12 protein-coding genes are annotated in these 26857 nt (G+C 54.4%); 1 reads left to right on the top strand and 11 read right to left on the bottom strand.

Annotated features, from left to right (window positions below; translation table 11 throughout):
* Positions 1-23: 23 nt before the first annotated feature.
* Positions 24-9659: a beta strand repeat-containing protein gene (locus C5Y96_RS03480; RefSeq protein WP_105350146.1), complete on the bottom strand. Its 9636-nt coding sequence runs from the start codon at positions 9657-9659 to the stop codon at positions 24-26.
* A gap of 445 nt (positions 9660-10104) precedes the next feature.
* On the opposite strand from C5Y96_RS03480, the gene C5Y96_RS03475 reads away from it, so the two are divergent.
* Complete coding sequence (locus tag C5Y96_RS03475) at positions 10105-11100, top strand: hypothetical protein (protein WP_105350145.1); 996 nt, start codon at positions 10105-10107, stop codon at positions 11098-11100.
* A gap of 27 nt (positions 11101-11127) precedes the next feature.
* Here C5Y96_RS03475 and C5Y96_RS03470 read toward each other — a convergent pair whose 3' ends face one another.
* The 10 genes from C5Y96_RS03470 to tssC (C5Y96_RS03425) form a co-directional block, all read right to left on the bottom strand.
* Entirely contained in the window at positions 11128-13344 is a 2217-nt protein-coding gene (locus C5Y96_RS03470; protein WP_105350144.1) for an HlyD family efflux transporter periplasmic adaptor subunit, read from the bottom strand.
* Positions 13345-13356: 12 nt separating this feature from the next.
* Positions 13357-14193, bottom strand: a complete 837-nt coding sequence (locus tag C5Y96_RS03465; RefSeq protein WP_158261078.1) for an efflux RND transporter periplasmic adaptor subunit — start codon at positions 14191-14193, stop codon at positions 13357-13359.
* Positions 14194-14280: 87 nt separating this feature from the next.
* Complete coding sequence (locus tag C5Y96_RS03460; RefSeq protein WP_158261077.1) at positions 14281-16299, bottom strand: efflux RND transporter periplasmic adaptor subunit; 2019 nt, start codon at positions 16297-16299, stop codon at positions 14281-14283.
* A gap of 284 nt (positions 16300-16583) precedes the next feature.
* Positions 16584-19280: a type VI secretion system ATPase TssH gene (gene tssH / locus C5Y96_RS03455; RefSeq protein WP_105350141.1), complete on the bottom strand. Its 2697-nt coding sequence runs from the start codon at positions 19278-19280 to the stop codon at positions 16584-16586.
* Between the two features lie 102 nt (positions 19281-19382).
* The gene (tssG, locus tag C5Y96_RS03450) at positions 19383-20522 is read right to left on the bottom strand and encodes a type VI secretion system baseplate subunit TssG (protein WP_105350140.1); all 1140 of its coding nucleotides are present in this window, start codon (positions 20520-20522) and stop codon (positions 19383-19385) included.
* A complete protein-coding gene (gene tssF / locus C5Y96_RS03445) occupies positions 20486-22318 on the bottom strand; it encodes a type VI secretion system baseplate subunit TssF (protein ID WP_105350139.1) in 1833 nt (610 codons plus the stop codon). The genes tssG and tssF overlap by 37 nt, the downstream gene beginning before the upstream one ends.
* Entirely contained in the window at positions 22315-22812 is a 498-nt protein-coding gene (gene tssE, locus C5Y96_RS03440) for a type VI secretion system baseplate subunit TssE (RefSeq protein ID WP_105350138.1), read from the bottom strand. Before tssE ends, tssF begins: the two co-directional genes overlap by 4 nt.
* A gap of 24 nt (positions 22813-22836) precedes the next feature.
* Complete coding sequence (locus C5Y96_RS03435) at positions 22837-23631, bottom strand: type VI secretion system accessory protein TagJ (protein WP_105350137.1); 795 nt, start codon at positions 23629-23631, stop codon at positions 22837-22839.
* 46 nt (positions 23632-23677) lie between these two features.
* Entirely contained in the window at positions 23678-25270 is a 1593-nt protein-coding gene (tssC, locus tag C5Y96_RS03430; RefSeq protein WP_105350136.1) for a type VI secretion system contractile sheath large subunit, read from the bottom strand.
* Positions 25271-25361: 91 nt separating this feature from the next.
* The gene (gene tssC / locus C5Y96_RS03425; protein ID WP_105350135.1) at positions 25362-26855 is read right to left on the bottom strand and encodes a type VI secretion system contractile sheath large subunit; all 1494 of its coding nucleotides are present in this window, start codon (positions 26853-26855) and stop codon (positions 25362-25364) included.
* Between the last annotated feature and the right edge of the window lie 2 nt (positions 26856-26857).

Here is a 26857-nt window from a genome sequence, read left to right as displayed (position 1 = left end):
TTTGTCCGAATTTCAGACCTTTATCATAGCCATTGACGAACGCGGCGGCGTAGTCGACCGAGAGAAGTTTCGTCTAAAGATTCCTCTGGCTGCGGTCCCTGTCCCTCGGGATGATCATTAGGTGCCTCATCATCTTTACGACCCTGAGCGGCAACAGCAGCCATGAGGGCCGCACCACCGATCATCGCCCCGTTCAGGCTGTCGCGAACAATCGAACGCTTGGCTCGCAACCGATCGGTCATACGATCGATTTCCTGCAAACTAACCGTTGTGACACGCTCTAGGAGGATATCGTCGTCACTCGGGATCATTTGGCCGGCATCACCTTCGGCGGCAGGCACCGACAGGTCATCCATTGGCTGCTGTTCGGCAACGCCTGGGAACCACTTGTCATACTCACGTGCCCATACCTCTTCAGCGGAAAGCTGAGCCGTGGCCTGGTTAGCCGCGGCAAGCTCGACCACCCGAGGTGTGACCGGTTTCGTATCGTTGCTGAACAGGTCGAACGGATCAAGACGGTCCTGCTTCCAGTAGAAGTAGACTTCCGGTTCCTTCGAGCCTGGATAGAGAATTTCAATCTTGTAGAGCCCCACCGGGAATTGAACGCCGTTCTGGATGTACTCCTTGACCGCGTCCAGGGTCATGAAGTCGTCATCCAGTTCGATCTTCTCACCCTTCTCCATGAAGTCGCTCGGATCGACTTCCACGACCGTCACGCCGTCGATCTGGGTCGCTACGCGAGTGTCGTCCGCAATCTCCGTCAAAGAGGCATACGGCGTTGGATTTGCTTCGGGAGGAATGATCGGTGCGATGTATGGGTTATTCGGAGCGACGAAGTTAGTCATCTCCGGCACGTAGTCGATCGGCGTGAGGAAGAAGATCTCGAACTGATCGACAATGACGTTCAGATTGTTGAAATTGGCATCGTCAACGACATTCCCAAACAGATTGATCTGTGGACTGTTGTAAGCTTGGAGCGTCACAACGGTCGAAGCGTTCGTTGTTGCAAACTCCCATGGGATATCATGCAGGATGGCGGTATCCGAATCGATCAGCTGTGGATAGAACTCCTCTTGCAGCGTGGTCGTATCGGCAAAGTCCAGCGTCACCTCGAAATCCAATTCGTCAGGCGTACCAGGCGTACCGAGCTTGTCCAAGACGATCGTTGCGGTGGAATCCTTGCCGGTCTGTGTTCCCAGAACGTACGTGTCGACGTTACCTGGGATACGCGAATAGGCCGGACCTTCGTTCGGTACCAGAGCTGTAGTGGAATTTGGCAACTCGAACTTGTTGGTAGGGTTGTCCGTGAAGCCTTCGATCGTAGAGACCAGGGCGAACGCGGACGCATCTGGATCGGCACCATCAGTAACGTGCAGCCAGCTTCCCGTGGCAATCGACAGATTACCCCGAGCCAACGCCGTAATGACGCCTGAGTTGGCCAGCCCAACCACGAGTCCGGCATCCGTAGTCCCGAAGGTCAACGTCCCATCGTTCATGCCATCGATGCCACCGTCGCCGAGCGAACGCACAAAGACATGGCCCGCATCGTCTCCGTTGGTTCGAATACCGTTGACGGTCGACACATTGCCACCGGTGGTGTCTTCCACTTTTCCGATAACCAAGCCATTGGCATCCATTCCGGCTGACATGTCGTTCGCGTCCACGATAACGATGGAGTAGTTCTCGCCATCGCCAGCCACGAAGGAATCAGCTCGAGCTGCCACTGCAAATGGATCATCGTTGTCATCTGGCAGGTCGGCATCGATAACGTCGGTCGTCAAAACCGTTTCCAGCGTATCGCCCGTCGGGATGAATCCAGAATTGCTGGCGATGCCGGCAGTCCCTAAATCCAAGATGCTATCTGCGTCGACAAATAGCGGCGTATCACCTGCGGAAACAGCCAGCGTTTTGAAACTGGTCGATGTCAGCAGAATACCGCCATTGTTAGAAACCAGCAGGGCACTGTCGGCAAAGATGTGGTTGTATTTCGGTTCCGCAATCACATCAGGAGCTTCCGTACGGAACTCATTGACCTGAACGATGTGCCCATCCGTTTGAATGGCCAAGGTACCGGCGATCTCCGATCCATCCACGATGGCCAAACTATTGCTGTCGTTATTCTCGAAGATGCTGACATCGGCCGTCGACTGAAGGTAAAGAATTCGGAGGTCAACGTTGCGATCGACACTGTCTCCCAGGACGATATTCTCCGCGTAGAGAGACGTCAGGTCGGCCACCGTGAGCGAAGAACCTGCCGTATCGTTGATATCCGTTTCAGATCGCAAGACCGCCGACTTTGCTACGTTGTCGCCAACCAGGTCCATGCCTTCGGTGACCAATCCATACGGCGGCTGGTCGTACTCTTGTTCCGAGATGGTGACATGATGCCCGTCAGCGGAGAAATTCAACGAGCCGAACGCTACATCGGTCCCAGCGTCCTTACCTCGATCCAGGGAATCGACGTCGACACCGAACTTGACACCGACCTCAATGTCTCCTTTGTCGGCAATAAATGTTGCCTTGCCATAGACAATCAGATCGGTACCGCTGACATCATCGGCCAGAATCATCGATCCGGCATCAAAAAGAGCTGTGTCACCGACGAGGATATCGCCGGCCTGAGTTAGATCCCCAGCGATAACAATTCGCAGGTCGTCTGTAATATTGATCTCTGGCAATTCCAGCTTCGTGGCTTTGACGAATTCCAGCGTCAAGTCATCAACGGCCCCCTTCTTGACGACATCTTCGAAGTCGCCTGTGGGAACCGTGTTAACATCAACATTCTCGTTGCGAATCTCGAAGTCCCAGATTCGTTCATCATCGCCGTCCAGATCAAGATCGACGTTCTTCGAGAGATCGTTGCCAACGTTCAGCAGTTCGATAGTTGCTTTGCTGGTCAACGCGAGGTTGGTCTGCATCGAAACCGTGAGTTTCGTTCCGACACTCTGTGTAATATCATCATCAGCCGTCAAGCTAAGTACAGGCGTCGTGATGTCGCCTGTCGTGATCGTGCTATTCTCCGACGTCAGGCTCACCGATTCCTGGGTCACGATAGACGTGCCATCTAATTGAGAAATGGCTCCAACCGCGACTGCCTCTAGTTTATTGCCGATGATATTTTTGATCAGCAGATCGTTGGCATCGTCATTGATGTAGATATCCCCTTGCGCTGGGGTCAACTCATCTTTGCTGGTGACCATGATCTGGGCGATTTCATTATCCGCGTTGGAGAGATCGACCGTACCACCCGTCTTATTGGTGATCATCGTCATCTTGGACACGTCAACCGTTTGCAAGGCGACCTGCTTCAATTCGACAACCATGTCGTCGTCGACGTCATCCACAGTTACGGTGAGATTCGCGGCAACAATATTCTTCAATTCCAGACCGTCGTAGTCGTCGACAATCGTCACGTCGCCGCGGTACTTGGTAACGGGATCCTCGGCGATCACACCAATCTGGTAGAACTTGTTATCACTATTGGCGAGAATGACGTTCCCGCCCACCATGTCGACGCTGTAGCTTGAGTAGTTGTTGAACAGCGACATCGAATTGACATCGATCGTTGCCAGAGCTACTTGCGAAATGTCGACCGCTTCGTCATCCGAGTCGTCGACCGTCACGGTCAAATTCTCGGCCACAATATCTTTCAGGTCGATACCGCCATCGATGTCATTGACTTCCACATCCCCACGAACTCCACCGTTGTTCGTAATCGCACTGAACTGATTTAAGGTGTTGTCATTCCCAAGAAGAATATTCCCGCCAGTGTTGTTGGTGACCGTTGTCATCGACGTGACATCGAGCGACGTAGCGGCGACCTGGATCACATGCACAATGTCTACCGTGTCGTTCACGGTAACATCCAGATTACCAGCGACGACATCCTTCAATGCGATACCGCCATCGTCGTCGACAATCGTCACATCACCGCGGTACTTGGTGACGGGATCCTCGGCGATCACACCAACCTGGAAGAACTTGTTTCCACTATTGGCAAGAATAACGTCCCCGCCTACCATGTCGACGCTGTAGCTTGAATAGTTGTTGAACATCGACATCGAATTGACATCGATCGTTGACAGCGCTACTTGCGTAATATTGACAGCTTCGTCATCCGAGTCGTCGACCGTCACGGTCAAATTCTCGGCCACAATATCTTTCAGGGCGATACCGCCATCGACGTCATTAACGACCACATCCCCACGAGCACCACCTTTGTCGGTGATCGCTCCGAACTGATTTAAGAGGTTGTCATTCCCGAGAAGAATATTCCCGCCAGTGTTATTGGTGACCGTCGTCATCGACGTGACATCGAGCTTCGCACCGCCGAGTTGGGTAACATGCTCAACATCCATCGTGTCGTTGATGGCCACATCCAGATTACCCGCGACGATATCTTTCAACACGATACCGCCATCACTATCAACGACCGATACACTCCCTCGGACTGTCGTCGCGCCGAATTGATTGATTAGGTTATCATCGTTCGCAAGAATAATGTCGCCGCCTGTGTTGTTGGCGACCGTCGTCATCGACGTGACATCAAGTTTGGTCATGCTGACCTGGGTCACATTGACGACGTCCATCGTATCGTTGACGGTAACATCTAAATTCGCAGCAGTGATCGAAGCGAGTACAAGTCCTCCGTCATCGTCCCGAATCGTCACATCGCCGCGGACCCCCATGTCTACTGCCGAAACGAAGATGGTGTTGAGCAGATTTCCGGCATTGGAAAGGTCAACATTACCCCCAGTTTTATTGTCGATCGAGGTACCTGCCGACACATTGATCGTAGTATTGGCGACTTGCGTCACGTTCACTACATTCATGCTGTCGTCGACAGTCACCGTTAGGACGGATGCAACGATATCTTTCAGCGCGATACCACCTTCGGCATCATAAATACTGACGATTCCGCCGAGGGCCGTTGCGCCTACCTGATTGAGCTGATTGCCAGTTTGCGTGATTAGAACATTGCCGCCCGTATTGTTAACGAACGTCGCCATGCCACTGACGTTGAGCGAGGTCGCCGCCATTTGATCGATCAAAACCACGTCCGCGGTATCGTTTACCGTAACCATCAGGTTCGTGGCGATGATATCCTTCAAGACGATGCCACCATCCGCATCGACGATCGTTACGTCACCGGCTGCTGTGGCACCTGTCCCGACCACACCGATGGAACCGAAATCGTTATCGGCATTGGACAGATCGACATTCTCGCCGGTACCGACCTCGACCGTTGTCATGCCACTGACAATCAGCGCTGTGCCCGATTCCTGACTGATCCCCTTGCCGGCCGTCAGGTTCAACATGGGAGTCGTGATGTCGCGAGTTGTAATCGTGCTGCCTGCCGTCAGGCTCGTCGAACTTGCCCCTGTCTTGTCGGCATGGATCGCAGTGCCTGACTCCTGAATGATCGCACCTTCCGTACCTGCTGAGGTCACGGTCAAGATATCGGCCCAGATATTCTTCAGCGTCAGGCCGTCATCATCCGTGCCGAGCATGGCATCGGCATTGTCGTTGCCGCCGTCGTAGATCGTGACCGTACCGGCGTAGACTTCCATGCCAGGCATTGCCATCGTGTTCGAGTCGTTCACCGAGATCGAACCGAGTTCGTTCGTCACTTCCGACAGGTCGACGGTCACTCCTTCGGTGACTTCGACCATCGTCATTCCGCTGACCAGAAGCGACGTGCCTGCTTCCTGGCTGATGGTATCACCAGCGGTCAGGCTCAGCGTCGGCGTGGTGACATCACGCAGGGTAATCGTCGTCCCTGCGGTCAGGTCGGCTGATGTCGAAGCTTTAATCGACGTGCCTGCCTGCTGCGTGATGCTCATACCGGCAGTCGCCGTCAAGGTGACCGAATCGATATCGGCGATGATCAGGTCGTTCACGTCATTCAGGACGACGTCGGTCGGATTGCTGAAGCCGACCACCGAAACCGATCCCGTGAAATCGTTGTCGTTGCCCAGGATAACGTTAAAGCCCGTGGTGGCCCTGGCAACCGTCGTCGTTTCGATATCCAGGGCAGTTCCCATTTCCTGGAAGATATCGCCCGTTTTCGCGTGGACCTCTAAAGAATTGGCGGTTACGTTGCCCAGCTTGATCTCATTGGCATCGTAGACGACGACTGTGGTTCCGGAAAGTGTGATGCTGTCCTGGAAATCGTTCGTGTATTCGTCGAGTTCGATGACGCCCGGCGTCGTAATCTTGGTGGTACCGGTAACCTTCAGCGATCCGGTAAGCTGTTCGACAATTCCTGTCGTGGTTACTTCCAATTGCCCACCAACGCTGCTGTCTCCCAAGAAGCCGAAACCTTTTGACGAGGCCAAACTGGAATCTTCATTGAACTTGGCATCGCCATCGATCTGTAGGGTAATCGCATTAAAATCGTGCCCAGCCCCTGTGTAGTTGGTAAAGTCCAGGCTTCCACCATCGAATGTGCCTATGCCAAAAAAGAGCATTTCGTCTTTGGTATCCGAGATCTCACCGACGGTCGTAACCTGAAGGTCCCCGACCACAATTTTCCCCAACGTGATCCCATTCGCCGCACTGTCACTGTCTTTAAACTTAGCGACAGCGGCGAGGAAACCGGAACCGCTCGCCCAGATCTCGTTGAATTCGTTGCCATCTTCATTCAACGTAATGCTGCCCATAAAACTTACGTCGAATTTGCTTACTCCGGAAACCTTCACGCCGTCTGTGGTCTGTGTGATATTCGTCGCAGAAGTAACGTTCAGGTTCGTCGCGTCGATTGCCCCCAAGACAATCCCACCAGCAGTATTCTCGGCGGTCAGATTCGTAGCGACGATATCGCCGAGCGTGAGGTTACCATCCGAATCTTTGAGCAACACATCGCCGGCAGCCCCGGACTGGCCTTCGGCGTTTACAACGTTGAACCTATTGTTCGAATTGGCACCAAGTTCGATGTTCGCACCATCGGAAACTGTAAACGAACTCGTTCCACCAACTTGAACGTAATCAGTGGCAAACATCATGGTCTGCGTGATGCCACCGTTGGTGCTAATGGTTAGATTGCCGCTCGCTTCGACCTGATCCAGCAAGAGGCCTGTACCGGAGTTATTCAAGGCAACATTGCTAGGGTTCCCCAATGCCCCAATTAAATCGACCTCCCCGCCGAGGACATTGTTAGAACTGGTGTTGAGAAGAATGTCTTTTCCCGAACCGCTTGTAAACTGGGCATTTCCGGCCACATGAATGCCATCGCTGGTCTGCCAGATTTTGCCGTCAAGCGCGGCCAGGGTCGCGCTTGCGGAATCGATGGCACCGAGTTTGAGATCGCCTGACGAGGCAATGATTGATACGTGCCCGGCGGCCCCCGTTGCGCCACTGGCCGACACGGCATCTCCGAAGGAGTTGACCCCCGAAGTGCCCAACAAGATGTCTTGACCATCACCACTGGTGAATGAACTAGTACCAGTAACGACGACACCCGCTGCCGTTTGCCCGATGGTGGTCGCGGCACTGACATTCAACGTGCCAGCGTTGATCGCTCCGAGAATGATGCCGTTGTCGCTATCAGCAATCGATACCGTTCCAGCCGCACCTGACTGGCCTTGGGCACTAACCGTATTGAACTGGTTATTCGTATTGGTACCAAGTTCGACATTAGCACCATTGGAAACGGTGAACGAACTAGTTCCACCGACGCGGACGTAATCGGTGGCCCCCACGTTGGTTTGCGTGATGCCCCCGTTGGTCACGACAGTGAGGTCGCCCGATAACTTAACTTGATCCAACAACAGATCTGTACCGGAATTGTTCACAGCGGCGCTGGCAGCAGTCCCCACACCTGAGAGCAGATCAAGTTCCCCGCCAAATACGTTGTTGCTGCTGTTGTTGAGCAAAATATCCTTCATGTCGCCCACGGCAAACTGCGCGTCCTTAGAAACATGAACTCCAGCGCTGGTTTGCGAAATCGAGCCCGAGTCGAGAGCAATCGTTAGGTACGTGGCATCGATCGCTCCGAGCTTCAGATCACCGGTCGATTGAAAGACGCTAACGAGTCCGGCAGCAGCACTAGCTCCACTTATCGAGATAGCATCACCGAAGGCGTTATTGGCAGCTCCCGCGGTCAGAGTAACGTCTTCACCGTCTTGCACGGTAAACGAACTAGTGCCGGTGACTTTAATGCCCGTCCCGGTCTGAGTGATACCGCCGTTGATGGCCGTAGCGTTTAGGATGGCGGTCTGGATATCATCCAGTGTTAGCGTCCCCAGCGAGTCAACGATCGTAAGCGTTGCGGCAGGTCCGCCGTTTCCGGTCGCCGAAACGTTGGCACCAAACGCGTTGTTGGCGGAGTTCAGTACGATCGCATTAGCGCCCATCGTGGTGAACACGGCGTTGCCCGAGACATCGATCCCGTCGGTTGTCTGAGAGATACCGCCGGTCGTGGTCAAATCGAGCGTGGTGGCCAGGGTACTGCCGAACTGGAAGCCGCCATTGCTGTCGTAGAAAGTAACAGCGCCAGCACGATCGGTTTGCCCGGTCACCGAGACCGTACCTTCGAATCGGTTCGCCATCTCGTTGAGCGTGATGGCACTGGAGTCACCCACGGTGAAGTCGGCGATGCTGTTGGCCCGTAGCACACTGCCAGCCGTTTGTCCGATGGCTCCGCCCGTATTAACCGTCAACGCGCCAGTGATGATGGACAGGCCAGTGAAATCGAACCCATCCGTTTCGACGATGCTGGCGAAACTCGTCGTATTGAGAGTCAGCTTATTAAAATTGTGCCCGATGGTCGAACTATTGAGACTGACACTATCAGCGCTGAATGAAGCCGTTCCCGATACGTTGACCTCCGTCGACGCGACATCGAAAATCGAGCCTGCTGCGGTCAGCGAGAGATCGGTTGCATTGATGTCCTGCAGCAGAAGGTTTCCGCTCTTATCGGCCAACGCGATCTCAACCTCTTGCTCATTGGCAACCAGCCCAGTGACGTGGTTATCCCCCAGGGACAAGTTGAGAGAGAGATTTCCAGTTGCACCGACCGCCTCTTGCAGACTGATCGTTCCAACCGTGACACTCCCGTTCATAGTGTCCGTGACCGACGTTGACTTGGTGCTGGTTGAAGATGCGGTCAACGTCAAATTACTTGTCGTCAACTTGCCATCAAAGTTGATTGTGTTGTCGTCCAGATCGCCGCTGTTAGTGACGTGCCAGAACAGCGCTGAAACTTCAAAGTCGGCCCCATCCTGGACATTGACTTGGTCCACGTTGTTGAAAATCATGATGTTCGACACGAGCCCCGTCAGGGCATCTGTTCCCACACCACCAACCAGCGTGAACTCGGAAGCCTTTCCGGTGTTGTCGATGATGTTAATCGTCCCGACATCATTGAGTTTCCCAACAAAATCCGCCGTAGCCGCTGCGGTAAACGAAATACTATCGCCACCGATTTCCAACTTCCCACTCGCATCGCGCCCCAGAGTGACATCACCAGCATCCGTGTAGGTGATGGTCAGCGTATCCGAGCCCAGGGTGTAGTCGACCGTCGCATCGAGCACGACGCGGGGCTCCAACTCGCGAAAACGCAGCTTCGTGTCAAACTGCTCCTGGAAAGCTTGTTGCGCCTTGACCTTCTTGTTCGGGTTCTGGCCGAAGATACGCTTCCAGAGGGTCTGCTTTTTCATGGTTCGCTGCTCAGCGGTTGGAAAGGAGAGAGGGGTCTTCGTTAGCTTGATAAGGATGAGAAGCCTGCAGACGCACAACACGCCGCAAATTGCCCAATTTGCGCCAAATCCCCCAAACTAACGAATTCTCAGATAGAAGTTCATTCAAATCACGCCTATGGGGCATGTCAATGAAGTTCCGGGGAAATTACTTACGACCCCGTAATTTGGGCAAAAACTAGAATTGCGGGCACTGAATTTCCCTTAAAACACCACAGACCAGGCGATCGCATTATGCTGCCAGAGTGCCACAAGATAGGAAAGATGGGCAATCCTTTTCATTTCTCCCCATAATTGTGTGGGGGAGGATATTGACTGGTCGAAACTTCTTTTGAACCGTTCCCCCAGCGGAGCGGATCGTACAGTGTGCCAATCGAGTGCCACGTCTGGTAGAGGAAGCCTCGCAATGCCCAGCGTCTTGCAGATTCAAAAACTTTGTTTTCACAACTTGGGTCGCGCCTCCATGCTGCTGATTCTCACCGTATGCCTGGTGAGCACCCTTTCCGCAGCAGAACCAGCGGCAAAACCAAGATTGCGTATTCAGCCTGTGGTCAAAAAGACCCAGCCAGCTTCCGCTGAATCTACCCCTGAAATTCAGGTGACGGCAGCAACCGCGCCGGCCGCGCTGAAACCGGTCGTTCGTGCGGCGGCACTCACGCTGTTCCAGGAAGAACCCCCGACACCGGAACCGATGCCAGCTGTTGATCCGCCTGCGGCAGCAGAACCGGCTCCGATGGCCGAAGCCGCCGAGCCCATGGCCCAGCCGCCCGCTGCACCTATGGCCGAGCCGATGACGCCGGAACCGATCAGTCCTTCCGATGCCGCTCCGGCCCAACCACAGCCGCTCCCTTCGATCGCCAACGATCGTGGCCGGTTGTCTGGCAAGCCGGAAAGCTTCTTCGAAAGCTTAACGCCGGAAGATCGTCAAATTCTTTACGATGGCAAGATGGCCAATCAGTTTGGCATCGGCCGTACGTTCAACTACAAAGTCGACGGCAAGGAAGTCTCGCCGCCAACCAACATCGCAGCCAAGGTATTCTCGCAAGAACCGGAAGAAAACTTCCCCAACGGTTATCACCGCGACTGGTACCCAATGGTTGCCATGTGGGAAGCTCCAGCTTTCTATCACCGTCCGCTTTACTTTGAAGAAGTCAACCTGGAGCGATACGGCCACACTCACAAGCACTTGCAGCCGGTTTACTCGGCAGCTCACTTCTTCGGCAATACATTGGCTTTGCCGTACAAGATGGGTGCCTATCCTCCATGTGAGCGAATCTACACGCTGGGCCATTACCGGCCTGGCGACTGCAACCCGCACGACATCCACACCACGCCATTTACGTGGAAAGGGGTTGTCTACACTGGAGTGGTTTACTCCGGCATCGGCGCAGCGTTCCCTTAATCGAGTCACTTGCTTCCGCTTCTTCAGTTAAGAGAAGAAGCGGAAGTTCAACTGGATGAATCGTGACGCAATTTGCCATAGAGTTTGCGTTCGCCCGATAACGACCGCCCGGCCGCAAGTGCCAGGCAGAATCTCTTTCGGCGAACTTTCATCAAGCATGACGGTAACCGAGTAAGCGCCATCAATCAGGGCCACGGTGCCGTCTTCTTTGCGTTCCAGCCCAAGTGCCGCATTCGCGGTCAGGTTACGGGGAATTTGCACGGACTGATCCGTAGAGACTTCCTTTACCGTTCCTTGAATACTATGAATCGAATTGCCGTCGAATAAGATCGACACCGCATCGCCAGGACGGATCAATTCAATCTGATCCTGATCGACAAACAGTCGAGCCTGTAGCGCACCAGCGTCTCCGATCAAGCACAAGAGTTCGCCACGCTGGAGCAGGCACCCTCGATTCTTCTCGTCGAGAGCGCTGCCAGACCACTGCGCTAGAAAACGATCCGATTCTCCCTTGGCATCCTTGTGGGGAGCTAGTATCACGACGCCATCGACCGGCGCGCGGATGGTTAGCTGATCTAACTGGCGTTGCAGGACTTGTCGTCGCTGCTGAAGGTCTTTCAGAGCAGACTCGGCCGTCGGTATCTGCGCGGCGGCCTCGGGATTGTTGTTGGATCGCAGCAACAAGCTGTCCAAGTGTTGCTGCTGAATTGCGATTTCACCATCGGTCACCAGCAGGTCGGCTTCAATGTCCTCATTCTTCAGAACCGCCAAAACGTCCCCTTGGGCAACACTTGCTTCCGCGGCGGTCGTCTGGACCACACGTCCGTCAACCTGCACGTAGACGCGATGATCGGAATCGATTTCGGAAATGACCGGCACATGTATTCGCGATGGCACCGGGATCATGCCAAGCCCGCAGCCGACCAGCACAACAACTACAACAGCGATAGCGACTCGGCCTTTCACCATGGCATCTCCCCTTCCCTTTGGTCTCCTTAACCATTGAACGAAACTGATCGCAGGCTTCAGCAACAGGCCAATGACAAATGTCGCCGCAACCATATGCCAAAGGGGCAATATGTCGTTCTGCCGACAGGCCTTGTAGAGAAACCAAAAGATGAACCCAAAGACCATCGTGCGATAGATAATCGCCAAAACCGCGTATGTACGAAGTGTTGTCGCACGTGGCTCTGGCATGACATGTCGTGGATATCGATAGAACCAGTTCTTGATGGGCGACCACAATGCATCAGTCGCGCGCGAGCTCAAGTTCGGCAGATGCAGGATATCGGACAAGATGTAGTAGCCATCGTATCGCAGCAGCGGGTTAGCATTCACCAAGACGGTGCTCACGCCGCAAACAAACACCACGTTCAATAGCCAGTCGCTAACCGCACCGGGCTCCGAGAAAAACCAGAGCACGAATGCAATCGTGGCCAGAATGACTTCAACGTACATCCCTGCTGCAGAGACAAACACCCGCTGCCATCGCCTCGGAAAGAGCCATGCGTCGGATACGTCGCAGTACATCGCCGGCGTGAACACCATCAGTAGAATACCAATCTGATGGCACTCTCCACCCATCGCTTTACAACAATAGGCATGCCCCAGTTCGTGCAGCACTTTGACCAGGGCAAACGTGATCACCAGCACGACGAGATTCTCGCCGCGAAAAAATTGCGACTCCTGCGGCAAGCGGGCCGTGATCGCCTCGATGTTAATCAGCCCCAAAAGCAGTGTCATGGCGGCACAAAGCAAGACAATCGCGACCGTTGCACGATGAAAAAGCCAATCCACAGCATGGTGAGTCGCTGCCAGAAATCGCTCGGGATCGACGCCTGGCAACCGAATCGACAACACCTGCAGTGGCAAGCTGGCTCGCTGCATCCAGGCCTGTTTCTGTCGACGCTCAAGCAGTCCTTCGGCCTGGTTTTCGGCCGGGGCCACTAATAGGCCTCGCTGATATAAGCTGTGGCAAAAGCCGAGGATTTCCTGCTGCGAGATACGATGCGGGGCAAACTCTTCGTCATATTCCTCTTTGATCGATGCCAGTGAGTTCCGGCCATCGATCCGCCGCATGATGTAAACCTCGGACGGACCGAAGTGAAAATATCGGAGCGTAACAGGATCTTTTACAACCCAGGTTTCGTCCCCGTCTTCCGTCCTTCGAGCGTAGATCAAGTCGGGACGAACTCGGACCTTGCTGCGCAAGTTCGTTTCAGACTGGATGGTCGCCGTCGCCACTGAGAAGTGCCTTTACTGCTTCGGTTGAATCGTCATCGAAGCGCGAAGGCCGGGTCGCAGCTTAAGATCTTCGTTTTCCAAGTCGACCCAAACCCGCACCTGACCATTGACCGGATCGACTTCCGGATCGACAAATGTCACTTCCCCTTCTACGTGAATAGGCTCCCGATTGGGAATCTCGACAGTGACGGTCGCCTTGGAGCCAATCAGTTCGATCATCGCTTCTTCATTGCGAATAAACCCTTCCGCCCGCAAGCGATCGATACGGACCACCTTAACCACCGAATCACTCGTCTCGACCCATTCGCCTGAACGACGAAAGACAGCGACCACCATTCCCTGGATTGGCGATTCAATTTGATGCTTTTTCAACTGCGTTTTGACGATCTGCAGTTCGGCATCTCGCAGTTGGGCCGTTAGCTTCGCGATCGCGGTCTTCTCTTCCGATTGTTCAATCTCTAAGCGGCTCTTCTCTACCAGCAAGCGAAGGCGATCCATCTCGGTTTGTGAAACGCTCTTTTCGGCGATAGATAGCGCTTCTTCCGAACGCATCAGCTCTGCCGCCGCGACTTCCAGGCTTTTCCTGGCAAAACGAATATTCACGTCGTTCTTCGCTTCTCGAGAAGCGATATCAAAGTCGACCTTTGCCTTTTCGACTTCCAGGATCTTTTCTTCGTCGTCGATCTTCGCGATCACTTCCCCACGATCGACGATGGTCCCTTCCTGGGCTTTGACCATCTTCAGGACGCCAGACTGCTGGGCAGGTATCTCGACCGATTCAATAATCTTCAACAGCGTCGCCGAGACTTCAATGTCTTGAGCGATCACGGGAACTGCGCAGAGCAGCATGACGAGTGAACCCAACACTGCGTTTGTGAACTTTCGTTTCCCTGTCATGAATCAATCTCGTTTTGGATCTTGCAGAACTAAAAGTGATTACCAGAACAAATAGCGGCGAACGGTTTCTACCAACTGATAGGTCCACACATAGGCAACCGAACGCTGGCCGCACTCGATGCGGCCAACAACGCTTAACCCATGACGCAAATGCGGGATTTCGGACTTATCAATCTCCGCCTCCAGCGGCACGAAGGGTTCTTCCGAGTTTTCGTCCAAATCCACAATCGAAGCAGCTGATTTCAGCTCCCCTCGGTAGGTTTTGCCGGGCTCGTTCACCAACTGAAATCGCACAGCAAGCGGTTCTTTCGATTGGTTCTGTGCATTGACCACGTGATAGGTCCGCTTGTCAGGCAGTTCCAAGTCCAACACCCATGGGCCGTCGATATCGGCAACCTTCATCAATAATTCGCCGCGACTAACCGGCCTGGCCGCAAGAACCTGTTCGACTTCCCAGTCGAGGACCTGGCCATTGATAGGACTCAGCAGTTTCAGTTCATCTTCACGCTTCTGCAGCAGATCGCGGCGTTGGATCAGGTTCTCGATCTGCTTGGTCAGTTTCAATTGGTCGGCAGAAAGATTCTCGAATGACTCTGGCGTGCGGTTTTCGGCGCGTGGATCGCGTCGCATACCTTGAGAGCGTTTTACGAGGATGGCATCAAGCTCTGCCTGAGCCGTTTGCAATTGCCCGACGATCTCGGCTCGCTGCAGATTAAATTCATTCGACCGCAATTGCATAAGCGGTGCGGCTTTCTCGACGGGTTGGCCATGCTTAACGAAAATCTCTTCGACATAGCCATCCGACGGAGCAAACACGTTGCGTTCAACCGCCGGTACCAACTGCCCGTGAACCTCGATCGAGAAGTCCATTGGAATCAGAAAGAGCGCAGCGATGATCACCAATAGGGGAATGACAACTTTGAGGGTTGTCGGCAGTCGGTACCAACCGATCGTTGCCAGGCCATTTCTCAGCGGAATCAGCACAGAAGCAAATGGCAACTGACGATAGGCCCGGGCATTGCCCAGTGCGGTGGTAGCGTGCTGGATGATCGGTTCAGCACGATGCAGCAGTTCGTGCCCGTTGAGTTGCTCGATACTCTCGATAGCAATCGCTCCGACCGGTTCGCTGGCTCGCAGAGGCTTCTTCTCGTCGTCGTCGTCAATTGGATTGCTTACTTGTAGAGGAACAATTGCCAGAACCTTCGACGGCGTTTCTTCCAGGTACTCGAGCAAAGCCTCTTCAATCTGAGGGGGCAGGTTCTCCGTTTCGCCCGTGTAGAGCAGTGTTTGCTTCGATCCGACAACCGCTGACGCAAGCTTTTCAAGCTTTTGCACCGTGTTGGATCTACGGTGCGGCTTGTCTACGCCGGAGATCGCTTCGATACGGCATTTGGATCCGCGAGCAGATAGTACCGCGACCCGATCGGCCTCCAGGCAATTGCGAGCCTCGTTGGCAATGCGGTAGGCCGTCTTGTCGTACGAAAGATCAGTATGAACGAGGCTGGCGAAATCGAGCTGCCGTTTCCAGTCGTACTGATGCTGCTGGAAGTCCCGCAGCAAGGCTTGCTGTTGATAATGCTGTGCTACTTCAGCAAATGCATGCGTGATCCGCAGGTACGTTTGTCGTACCGACTTGGCCAGGTTAGCAGGCTGATAGAGGGCCATAACCCCCCAAGCTTCCCCTGCCACTTGAAGCGGAACAGCGACGATATCGTACTTCGGCTGCACCGTCTGGCTGCCAGGTACGATGTCTGCTTCACGCCGATTGAAGATTTGAAAAAGGTGGGCTTCGTCGTCACTCAGGGCTTTGGCGGCTTGCCCAGTCGGATAACACTGCTGAAGATCGGTCTGGTGGGCTAAAAGCAAATGCCCGTTGGGGCTCTTCGTCCACACGGCGGCTCCGATTGCCGAAGTGGCGAACGTCACGCGGTCGAGAACCTGGCCAAAGAAGACATCGGGCGCAATCGCCAAGTCCGACAGATCGGCCACTTCGTCGAGCAGCGACTCGATGCGACGCCGTGCCTCGTCTGCCGTTCGCGGTGCGTCTTGATGATGCAACGATGATTCCATGGTTCGCGTAGAACGCTTGTCCTCTAGACGTCCTTACCAAGTAAGGATCAAACCTGAATTATCAGAAAATCGGTCAATCGCGGCAAATGCTTTTCAGCGGAGACATGTCCCCTTCCGGGGGCAAACGAGGATTCACTATAAACGCAAAGCGCGCAAGTCCCCCGATTTGACGAGCGAAACAGGGCAAAAGGTCCATAAAAAAACGGCAGCGAATCGCTGCCGTTGGAACAATCGTCAGAGGTTAGCCAACCGACTTAATCGGTACTACCAGCCTACCCGATCGTGTAGACAAAGTTGCCGTCCTTGTCGACATCGACCTCCGCGGACTTGATTTCCTTCCCCTCGGCCATGCGTGAGAGGAATTCGCCCGACATCTCAGGCAACAGCGTTCGGGTTAGAATCTTGTCGACGTTACGAGCACCTGTGTCGACTTCCGTGCAGCGGGCAGCAATGGCATCTACCAATGCTTCGGAATAGTCGAACGTTGCTCGATAGTGATCGTGTACGCGACGTCCCACCTTCTTCAACTTGAGACGGATGATCTTCTTCATCACTGCGTCATCGAGCGGGAAGTATGGAATAATCGAAATACGCCCCAGGAAGGCAGGCTTGAACGTTTTCAGAAGTTCCTCGTGCATGGCGTCATGCAACCCCTGCGGATCGGGACGAGTTTCAGGATCTTTACACAGACTCATGATCAAGTCCGTACCGGCGTTCGAGGTCATGATAATGACGGTGTTCTTGAAGTCGATATCGCGTCCCTCACCATCTTTCATGTGCCCCTTGTCGAACACCTGGTAGAAGATGTCCTGCACGCCGGGGTGTGCTTTCTCCATCTCGTCCAGCAGGATCACGCTATACGGCTTGCGACGAACGGCTTCGGTCAGCACGCCACCTTCGCCATAGCCAACGTAACCAGGAGGCGAACCCATCAGAAGCGACACTTTGTGCTCTTCTTTGAACTCTGACATGTTGATCGTGGTCATGTTCTGCTCGCCACCGTAAAGCAGGTTGGCCAGCGTCAACGCTGTTTCCGTTTTACCAACACCACTGGTACCGGCCAGCAGGAAGATCCCGATCGGTCGATTCGGATCTTCGAGATTGGCCCGCGAGGTCTTGATGCTTTCGGCAATTTGCAGCATCGCGTGCGACTGGCCGACCACACTTTCTTCCATCAAATCTTGCAGCTTCAGGACAGTCGCAATCTCGTTGGCAACCATCCGTCCTACCGGAATACCGGTCCAGGAGCCAACCGTTTCTGCAACGGCGTTGGTATCGCAACAGATATGCACCAGCGGCGATTCTCCTTGGATCTCCAGCAGTTCGGCTTGCTCTTTCTTAACCTTCTGCTTGATCTCGTCTCTTTTCGCGTCGGTCAGCAATTCAGGTTTGGGCTCACCTTCGACAACTGGCTTTCGACGTTTTACGTCATCTTCGGCCAATTCATCCTGAAGCTCGCGGATCTGATTCACTAACTCCTTTTCCTGCTCCCATCGCTTGGTAAGCGTTTCCAGGTTCTCTTCGGAAGCTTTCTTTTGTTCCTCAAGTTCGGCAATCGTGGCTTCGTGTCCTTCAGCCCCAGATGCCATTTCTCGATTCAGGATCTCGACTTCCGTTTCGATTCGGTCGATTAGCCGAGTCAGATGCTCGACTTGCGGAGGAGTCGAGTTTTGGCTCAGACCAATCCGTGCACATGCCGTGTCAAGCAAACTGACCGCCTTGTCCGGCAACTGTCGACCGGAAATGTATCGGTGAGAAAGCTTGACCGCAGATTCGACGGCCTCGTTCAAGATACGAACGTTGTGGTGATGCTCGAGCGTCGACACGAGCCCACGCATCATACCGATACACTTGTCCTCGCTTGGCTCTTCGACTTTAACAACCTGAAAACGACGAGCCAGCGCGGCGTCCCGTTCAAAGTACTTCTTGTACTCGGCCCAGGTCGTGGCGGCGATCGTACGCAGTTCGCCACGGGCCAAAGCTGGCTTCAGCAGATTCGCCGCGTCGCCTTGGCCTGCCTGACCGCCGGCACCAATCATCGTGTGGGCTTCGTCAATGAACAGGATGATCGGCTTAGGGGACGATTTAACCTCTTCGATGACGGACTTCAGGCGGTTCTCGAATTCACCTTTCACGCCGGCACCGGCCTGTAGCAAAGCAAGATCCAGCGTACGAATCGAAACGTTCTTTAGCGCATCCGGCACGTCTTCGGCAGCGACTCGCAGGGCGAACCCTTCGACCACAGCCGTTTTACCAACGCCTGCTTCACCCGTCAGAATCGGATTGTTTTGGCGACGACGGCAAAGGATATCGACAATCTGACGGATCTCGTCATCGCGTCCCAGGACCGGATCGATCTCTCCCTTTTTAGCTCTTTCGGTCAGGTCAACCGTGAATTGATCGAGTCCCGGTGTCTTGGTTGGTCTCGCGGGACCACCACCTGGGCCGCCGCTGGCCGGGGCCGTCGCCAGCGAGGCTTGCGACTCATCCTCTTCTGAAGTTTCAGCCGTTATCTTCGCGAGATGGGTCTTCAGGTCCTCCAGACTGATCTTCTCGAACTCGGGGCAGCTAGAAAGAATTGCCTGGGCCGTGATCCGATCGGAAAGCATGGCCACGATCAGGTGCCCCGTGCGGACACTCGGCTCGAGATAATCGACCGAGGCCAACAGCCACGCATCGCGGGCCAGGTCGACGACGGTTTGACTGAGTGCCGGTGGCCGGGCATTGCCAGTCTTCAGCTTATCCATTGCCCTGGTCAATTCGGTGACCAGTTTACTGGGATCGATCTCGTAGTTTCGCATGATCGCGTCGAGATCGGTGTTCGGGGTTTCCAATACCTTGGTCAACCAATGCTCAATCTCGACGTTGTAATTCGTTCGCGAGAGACACAACCCCGCCGCAGCTTCCAAGGTGCGCCGACAAGTTCCGTTAAGTTTCCCCACCAACGATTTCAAGTTCACGGATGCCATGGTAGGTCGATCCCTTTCAATTCAATCTTTGAATGTTTCCCTAGTTGATCCGACATGCCCCAATTCGTTCTCGAATTGCCAACTCGCTCTCGAATTGATCTTCTATTTCCCCGATGCGCCTGTGGTTCCCAGCGGGTACCCCGAGTGCTGGAACACCGCATCTTCTACGTCGTTGACAAATTCGCCAACCCGCAACCACATGTTATACCCCAAAAAACAGGGGTCTTCCTCGCTCCCCAAGATGCATTGAGGAACCTCTGAATTTTTTAACACCAGTTGGATATCAAAATCCAATGAATTCCCCACATAGGTTCGTGTCAGCTGGGCAACCTCGCCTAGTTGATCACCGCTGGGCATCAGTTGCTGGTACTGTCGGTAATCGACAGGACCAATCCGCAGGCGGAACCGTGTTTCACAGTTCCACATACGATGCCCTATGACTGTTTCTTCCCCCAGCCGATTGTTTCCGCCGAGTATGCCAGCCGAATCAGGCAATCGCGATTGATCGGCTGGGTCGATATACAACCAGTGCCCTGTGTATTGCTGCACGACGACATCAAACGAGAAGTAATCTTCCAGGATCTGTTGAAGCCCGAGCGCCGAGCGTGGCCGGTGGGCGAAGTGCCCGGCGTAGTACAGAAAGGTTTCATCGTCGATCAGCAGTCGATCTCGGATGCCGTGGGTTCCCATCCCGACCAGTGCGTACAACGTCTCGGTAAAGAGATCAAGTTCCTTAGGCTTCAGCGAATTGCGTCGAGCCCTTTCAAAAGCAATGGGAAAACGATACTTTTCCCAAGCTCGATAGAAGAAGGACAAAATGCGGTGGTGAAATAGATCAATAAAGTCACGCAGCGCAAAGTCTTTACGGCGGACGCGATCGAGAATGGTTTGCGTGTAATGCAGCGGCATCACCCCTTGGGCACCGAAAACCCCCATGAAGGTCGTGGTCATCGTGAAGGGAGGTTCCCCTTCCGGAGGTGCATCTTCCGCATCAGGGCGGCGGCGAACGATCGAAGCAACTTCGCTGGGAGGAAAGGTCCGCGCGCACAAGACCTTCAGCTGGACCAACTCGCGATGGGGCGGTCCATCTTGTCCAATCGGTTTCCAGTTCGGGTAGGTCTCAGGATCTTCCTGAGCCATCTTTTCCAGCAGCCGCATCGCCTGGAAAAAGTCGAACTGGTAAGGCTGTTCGATGAGGCGATTGGCTACAGTAGCACGTTTTCGCCGGCCCTCGGTGCCCAACGATAGATCTCCTCTCCGGTCTCGTCATGCATGACCGTCTGGGTGAATGAATTGATCGTGCAATACAGGGCGAAGAATCGCTCTAACACACTCGCCATCAAAAACATACCGCCACCGGTGTAACTACTTGAGTCAAAGGTGACATGCAGGCGAGTACCACGGCAGAATACGGTTCCATTGGGTGTCTTCACGCGTGCCGTACATGGTTCGCTTCGCAGCGAATCAATGCCTTCGATATAGGCTCGGCTTACACCCGAATCGACGTAGTCGTATAAGCCCAGGATTTCCCGCAACGCATGCGAACCTTCCGTATCGTCGCTCAGCGAAAGGTGATTCAGCGACAAATGGGAAATCAATCGCCACCGGATCCCCTGCTCGACATCTGGACGTCGCGTAGGCGTAGGAGGCTGCAGACATTTGATTTTGGTAATGGGTGCCAAACCTGACATGCTCAGCTTCGGCTGGTCGCCCCCAAATGGAAGCCGCTCGGGCAGATCCCGGTTGAAACACGTCAGGTCTGCATGCAAGCTCCACTGCTGCTCGGCACTGGGATTAAAGTTGAGGTCGACCACGGAAAGGAACAGTTCGGTACCTTGATCCCCCGTTTCCTCGCCACCAGGGTTCGGCCGGCGTGTCGCGTGCCAGTACGTTTCCGCATCATGCGACTCAGAAGAATGCTTGAACGAATAGAACGGATGGTAACTTACCTCGCGATGATCCTGCGAAACGGCAGTGACCTCGTCGATAGAGTAAATCTCATTCGCGAACGGCCGCCGCGAATCTGGAATCACGTGATACTCGGTCTTTTCGTGCGTCAGCCGGATCGGTTCGGCCTCCTGTCGAAAGAGATTGGTAATCGGCGTGCAACCGATCCGCAGGTTATCCGCCTGGAGCCGGCGTTCGAGGTCGGAGTTCCCTTGCTTCAAGAAGATATAGATCTCGGCCTGCCCGCCGCCGATCTTCTTCAAAACCGACTCCATGTTCAGGTCAAAAAACAGAAACTTATCGGGAAAGGTAAAGAACTCCGTTAGCAGACGATACCCCAGAAACGATCGAGCCGGGTAATCGAACATCCCTTCGTCCCGACTGAACCCCACCGGCTGGATACAATTGCGTCCCAGCATTTGAAACTCGGCTGATTTGTGGTTCTGGGCTACCGCGACACCCACGACCGAGGTCATCAACAGTTCGTACAAATCGAACTTGTAGGGTGCTTGTTCTTTGATGAAGAATCTCAGCGTTTTCAACTTCAATTGGCTCAGGTCGATCGTCGAAGTGAAGCTCTTCAGGCCGATTCGGATCATCGCGGATGCTTCCGCGTTGTAAGGTGTCTGCGGAGCCTCGAAGGGATGGCTCATCATGCTGACATCGCTGATTTCGATCGGCCAACACGTTACCGGATAGCAAGTCCGAAAACGACACGGATCGCCGTTGATCGGCTCCGTCTCAAGGCTGGTTCCCTTGGCAACCTGAAAGCCATTGACCGCTTCGACCTGGGCACGATCGAGCCCGAACTGAACGACCGACATCGAGGGAATCGGACGCAGCAAATGCGGGAAGAGAACCTCCAGCATCGATGCGGCGATCTCGGGAAAGTCATCCTCCAGCTTGAGTCGCGTTCGTGCGTTAAGATACGCGAATGATTCAACCAGTCGGCCAACGTGTGGATCTTTAAAGTCGTCTCCACCAAGGCCCAGTCGACTGGCGATCTTCGGGTTGGCCCGAGCAAATGCTTTGCCCTGATCTAACAGGTAAGCGCGTTCGCGGCGGTAAAATTCGAGCAGTTCGTCGCTCATCGATCCTTCCGTCTGACATGAAATAGATGATCCGATGGCTCCAGCTTCGAATCAAACACAATCGGTTCCGGTGCTGGCGTCGCGTGGAGTTCGGCCCGGATGATAAAGTGCAGCGTCCGGTCCTCAGACCTGCTCTTCTCAGGGATTTCGACATGCACCGAAACGAAACGCGTCTCAAACGTGCGGATCGCAAATTCAATCGCCTCGCGTAGCGAGTCGCGGTCCATGTCGGAACTCAGGTCGATCGACGAGAAATCGGGAATCCCATAGTTGATCAACGAGTTGTTCAGTTCGTTCAGCTGTGGCGGCCATGACTTGCAGCGCCAACGCGTGTTCAAAAGGTTTTCCAGATCGCGCATCACGGATTCGCGAATCTCCCGCATGGTCTGCGTTTGCGAATGCGGTGCCTCGCGAGAGTTGAATGGATCGTTATCAATCAAGCGATCGAAGACCGACGGCATGAGTGGTTCTTCATCCGGATTCCCTCTGGACATCGTCGTTTCCCGTCTATGAAGAACTTAATGAGTGAATTCCAGCGTACCGATCTCCATGATCGACTTTTCTTGTTCACCAAGCCAAAGCATTCGCTGGCCGAGTCCGCGACCAGGCTCTCCTTCTTCCCCTAGCCAGGCAGTGCTCTGTCCCAGTTTGTGCGTCATCTCTTCACTTTGAGAACTGCCTGGGTAGAGTGCGTTGATGAAAACGTCCCCTTCCTGGCCGTAGGCGTTCATCGTCGCTCGCCGCCAGATCAAGTCGCACGGCTGCTCAGGGGCATGAAACTCGACCGAATCGATCGCATCGAATGGAATCCAGAAATACTTCCCGTTGCTGGTGATCGTTTCCAGAAAGAACGCCGTCCGATCATCCTGGTCGCGGATGTCTTCAAATTCGACACCGTCGCATGTGCCCTTCACAATCGGACGTTCTTCTTCGATTTCGTTGACCAGCTGAGCCGCTTCCTCCATGTTGTTCTCTCGCAGGGCGAGGATCAGACGAAGGTTCTTCTCGACCAGCGGGGTCGGTTCTTGATTCTGCATCAAGTCTGGCGTACGTCCTTGCTGCCAACATTCGTTGCGGGTCATTTCGCCGCGAATCATCTGGCGATACATCGAGATGCGAAGGATCGCATCGGGAGATTGAATCTGGGCCGTTTCCAGGTGGTTGTCGGCTCGCTCGATATCTCCACGCAAGCAAAGCAACTGGGCCAATGCGATTCGCAAGTCCCACTGCATGGGCTTCTTCTTGACATCCTGAATGGCCGCATCGATGGCTTCATTCAGTTGCCCCGCTTTTAGTTGTTCGCCGATGCTCATACGCTTCCCCCCGAAGTTGATTCTCAGCCAATGATGGATTGTAAGCTTATTTCCGGCGGCCTTCGATATTGGTCTTCATGCGAATCGAAGCAACCAGGTCATCCAGTTGATAATGCGGCCAAAGCTTGAACGTGCAGCGGTACGAACCTGGTTTTCCCGGGTCGTCCCGCAATCGAATCTCAGCCTGACGCAGTGGCCGCGCGGCCTTGGTTGCCGGCTTGGCCTTTTCGTCCGGCGTGACATATTCATGGATCCAGTCGTTCAAGAAACGCTCGACCGCTTCGCGATCCTCAAAAGTACCGACTTTGTCCCGCGCTATTACCTTCAGTGCATGGGCAAACTGCGATGTGCACAAAATGTACTGCAGCATGGCCGAGATTTTTGCGTTCTGGGTAGCCGCCTCGTCTTCGTAAACCTTGGGTTTTTGTACGGTCTGGTTAGAGTAAAAGGCGCTCAAGTCGGTATCATGACATCGCGTAAGGGGAATGAAACCCAGATGGGCCAGTTCCGCTTCCTGCCGATCCGAGATAATGCAGTCGGTGGACGACTTCGGAGCTACCCCGTAGCGATCCGTACCAAAGTGATGGACGGCCAGGCGGCTCACCAGCCCTCCCCCCACGACGTTTCGTTGCACGCCGCGAATTTGAGCCAGCCAACCACATTCCGAGAAAGCTCGAATCAAGACTTCGGCAAACGCATACGAGGCGTTCCCCCACAGATAATTACGACGGTCGCGACCGCCGACTTCTTCTCGAAAACTAAAACCATCGGCCCTGGCATCAAACGTTTCGTACGGCAATCGCATCAAGACCCGCGGCAAGACAAGCCCGACGAACCTCGCGTCATCCGTTTTGCGAAATGCATGCCACTGGGTGAACTCGGCCTGATCAAAGCCGGATCGCAGGTTCTCGACATGTTCGAGCCCTGTAAACTCGTCCAGACCAAACATCGTGGGACTGGCACTGGCAATGAATGGACAAAAAGCCGCAGCGGCGATGCCTGCGAGTCCTTGCAGGGTATCCAGATCACGGTGAGGATGATTTCTAGTCGGGTTAGGGTGAATCTCGTAGTCCCCAATCATCACGCCAAACGGCTTGCCGCCAGCAGTACCGAATTCTTCCTCGTAGATCTTCTTGAACAGTTCGCTTGAATCAAACTCAACCGCGCGTTCGATGTCGCGTTCGACATCTTTCCAGCTCGCATTGAGCACACGAATAATAACGCGTTCGCGATCGGCCTCGTCGTCGACCATGTTGGTCAGGTACTCGAGACCTCGCCAGGAAGCTTCCAGCTTTTGAAACTGAGGATGATGCAGGACGGCGTTCAGCTGATCGGTGAGCCATTGATCGATCTGAGCGACATCGGCGTTCAGACGAAGCACGATCGACTTCTTCGAGAGCCCGTCGATCTTGCCTAGCCAGGCAATAAGCTTTTCACGAACGTTATCGGCGTTCATGAATTCGTCCCAGCGATGAGCTGCCCGATTGGATTGCTGGACGTTCTCGTTGGAAACGATCCAATCCAGGATCGAACCGGAATAGGCTTCTTCGCTCGGCGCGCTAGATTCTTCAACCGGCGATGCCTGCTCGGCGGGCACCTCGGCATACTCTTCGGGTTGCGACTGAAACTCGGCACTCATTGCAACATCGCGCAGAGAAGAGGGTAAAAAAAGAGGCACAGAGGAGCGGTTCCCCAATGTGCCTCTGGGATTGCTTACCTATCGCAGCAGACTAGCCTGCTTTCTGCGGAATCGATGCCACCATGCGGAGCGAGGCGGTCAATTCTTCCATTTGCAGCCAAGGTCGCAGGTAGGCCACCGCGTTGTACGAACCGGGCTTGCCGGGCGTTTCGGTGACTTCCACGCGTGCTTGGGCCAGTGGCAAACGAGCTTTGACTTCGGCACTGGGGCGTTCGTCGGCACAAACGTAGTTGTGAATCCAGTCGTTCAGCCAACGTTCGCAATCGTCTCGTTCCATGAACGAACCGATCTTGTCTCGGGCGATCACCTTCAGGTAATGCGCGAAGCGAGACGATGCCATAATGTACGGCAAGCGAGCCGAGATCTCGGCATTGGCCGTCGCATCAGGATCGTGGTATTGCTTCGGCTTCTGGGTTGTCTGACCGCCGAAGAAGACCGAGTAGTCGGTGTCTTTAAAGTGGCAGAGGGAGAGGAAACCCAGCTTGCTCAATTCCGCTTCACGACGATCAGTGATCGCCACTTCCGTCGGACACTTGACGCCTGAGTCGCCGTCGCTGCTCTTGAAGACGTGAACCGGCAGACCTTCAACCTTACCGCCGTTTTCGACACCGCGGATAGCAGTGCACCAGCCGGTTTTGGCGAATGCGTCGGTCAACTTGGCACCCATCACGAATGCCGTGTTCATCCAGCAGTACTCGCCGTGATCGACTTCGATCGGCTGACCACCAGGACCGGTTTCCACTTCTTCGTAGTTGAATTCTTCGATCGGCTTGGTCGCGGCACCATAAGGCAAACGAGCCAAGGTACGCGGCATGCACATCGTCACGAAGCGGGAGTCTTCCGACTGACGGAACGAATTCCACTTGATGTACTCTTGCGAGTCGAAGATCTTCGCCAGATCGCGCGGCTTGGAGAGTTCCTCCCAGTCGTCGAACCCGAAGAACTTCGCACTCGGTGCCGTCAAAAACGGAGCAAACGCCGAAGCGGCAACGCCCGACATCTTTTCCAATGCGGCGATATCGTCCGGGGTGTTGTCCCATTCGTAGTTGCCGATCAGGGCACCGTAAGGCGTACCACCGGCCAGACCAAATTCGCTTTCGTAGACCTTCTTGAAAAGCGTGCTCTGGTCGAATTCGACGGCACGTTCCAGGTCCTTCGAGATATCCTTCTTCGAAGCGTTCAGCACGCGAAGCTTGAGCATTTCGCCCGTTTCGCTGTTGCTGACCAGATAATGCAAGCCGCGCCAGCTCCCTTCCAGCTTCTGGAATTCGGGATGGTGCATCACGGCTGCGAGTTGTTTCGACACGGCCTCATCGATCGCGGCAATCCCTTGATTGATCGTGCGAATGATGTCTTTGTCGAAGGTGACCGTCCCCTTCATGGCCTCTTGAACCAGAGTTTGAATCAACTCCTTGGCTCGCGGTTGCTCGGTCTGCTTGGTCGCGGTGATCGCGGCATCCAGCAGGCTGGTGGCCTCTTCGTTTTGTGCCGCCGATTGGGCGGATTGTTGTTCGCCTGCACTCATAA

Source organism: Blastopirellula marina (assembly GCF_002967715.1).
Lineage (GTDB): Bacteria > Planctomycetota > Planctomycetia > Pirellulales > Pirellulaceae > Bremerella > Bremerella marina_B.
This window is presented reverse-complemented; position numbering and strand designations above follow the sequence as displayed.

What these genes read in the sequence shown, in the direction of transcription:
- C5Y96_RS03480 (WP_105350146.1), bottom strand. Translation starts at nt 9,659, where the DNA reads ATGAAAAAGCAGACCCTCTGGAAGCGTATCTTCGGCCAGAACCCGAAC.
- C5Y96_RS03475 (WP_105350145.1), top strand. Translation starts at nt 10,105, where the DNA reads ATGCCCAGCGTCTTGCAGATTCAAAAACTTTGTTTTCACAACTTGGGT.
- C5Y96_RS03465 (WP_158261078.1), bottom strand. Translation starts at nt 14,193, where the DNA reads ATGCTGCTCTGCGCAGTTCCCGTGATCGCTCAAGACATTGAAGTCTCG.
- tssH (WP_105350141.1), bottom strand. Translation starts at nt 19,280, where the DNA reads ATGGCATCCGTGAACTTGAAATCGTTGGTGGGGAAACTTAACGGAACT.
- tssF (WP_105350139.1), bottom strand. Translation starts at nt 22,318, where the DNA reads ATGAGCGACGAACTGCTCGAATTTTACCGCCGCGAACGCGCTTACCTG.
- tssE (WP_105350138.1), bottom strand. Translation starts at nt 22,812, where the DNA reads ATGTCCAGAGGGAATCCGGATGAAGAACCACTCATGCCGTCGGTCTTC.
- C5Y96_RS03435 (WP_105350137.1), bottom strand. Translation starts at nt 23,631, where the DNA reads ATGAGCATCGGCGAACAACTAAAAGCGGGGCAACTGAATGAAGCCATC.
- tssC (WP_105350136.1), bottom strand. Translation starts at nt 25,270, where the DNA reads ATGAGTGCCGAGTTTCAGTCGCAACCCGAAGAGTATGCCGAGGTGCCC.
- tssC (WP_105350135.1), bottom strand. Translation starts at nt 26,855, where the DNA reads ATGAGTGCAGGCGAACAACAATCCGCCCAATCGGCGGCACAAAACGAA.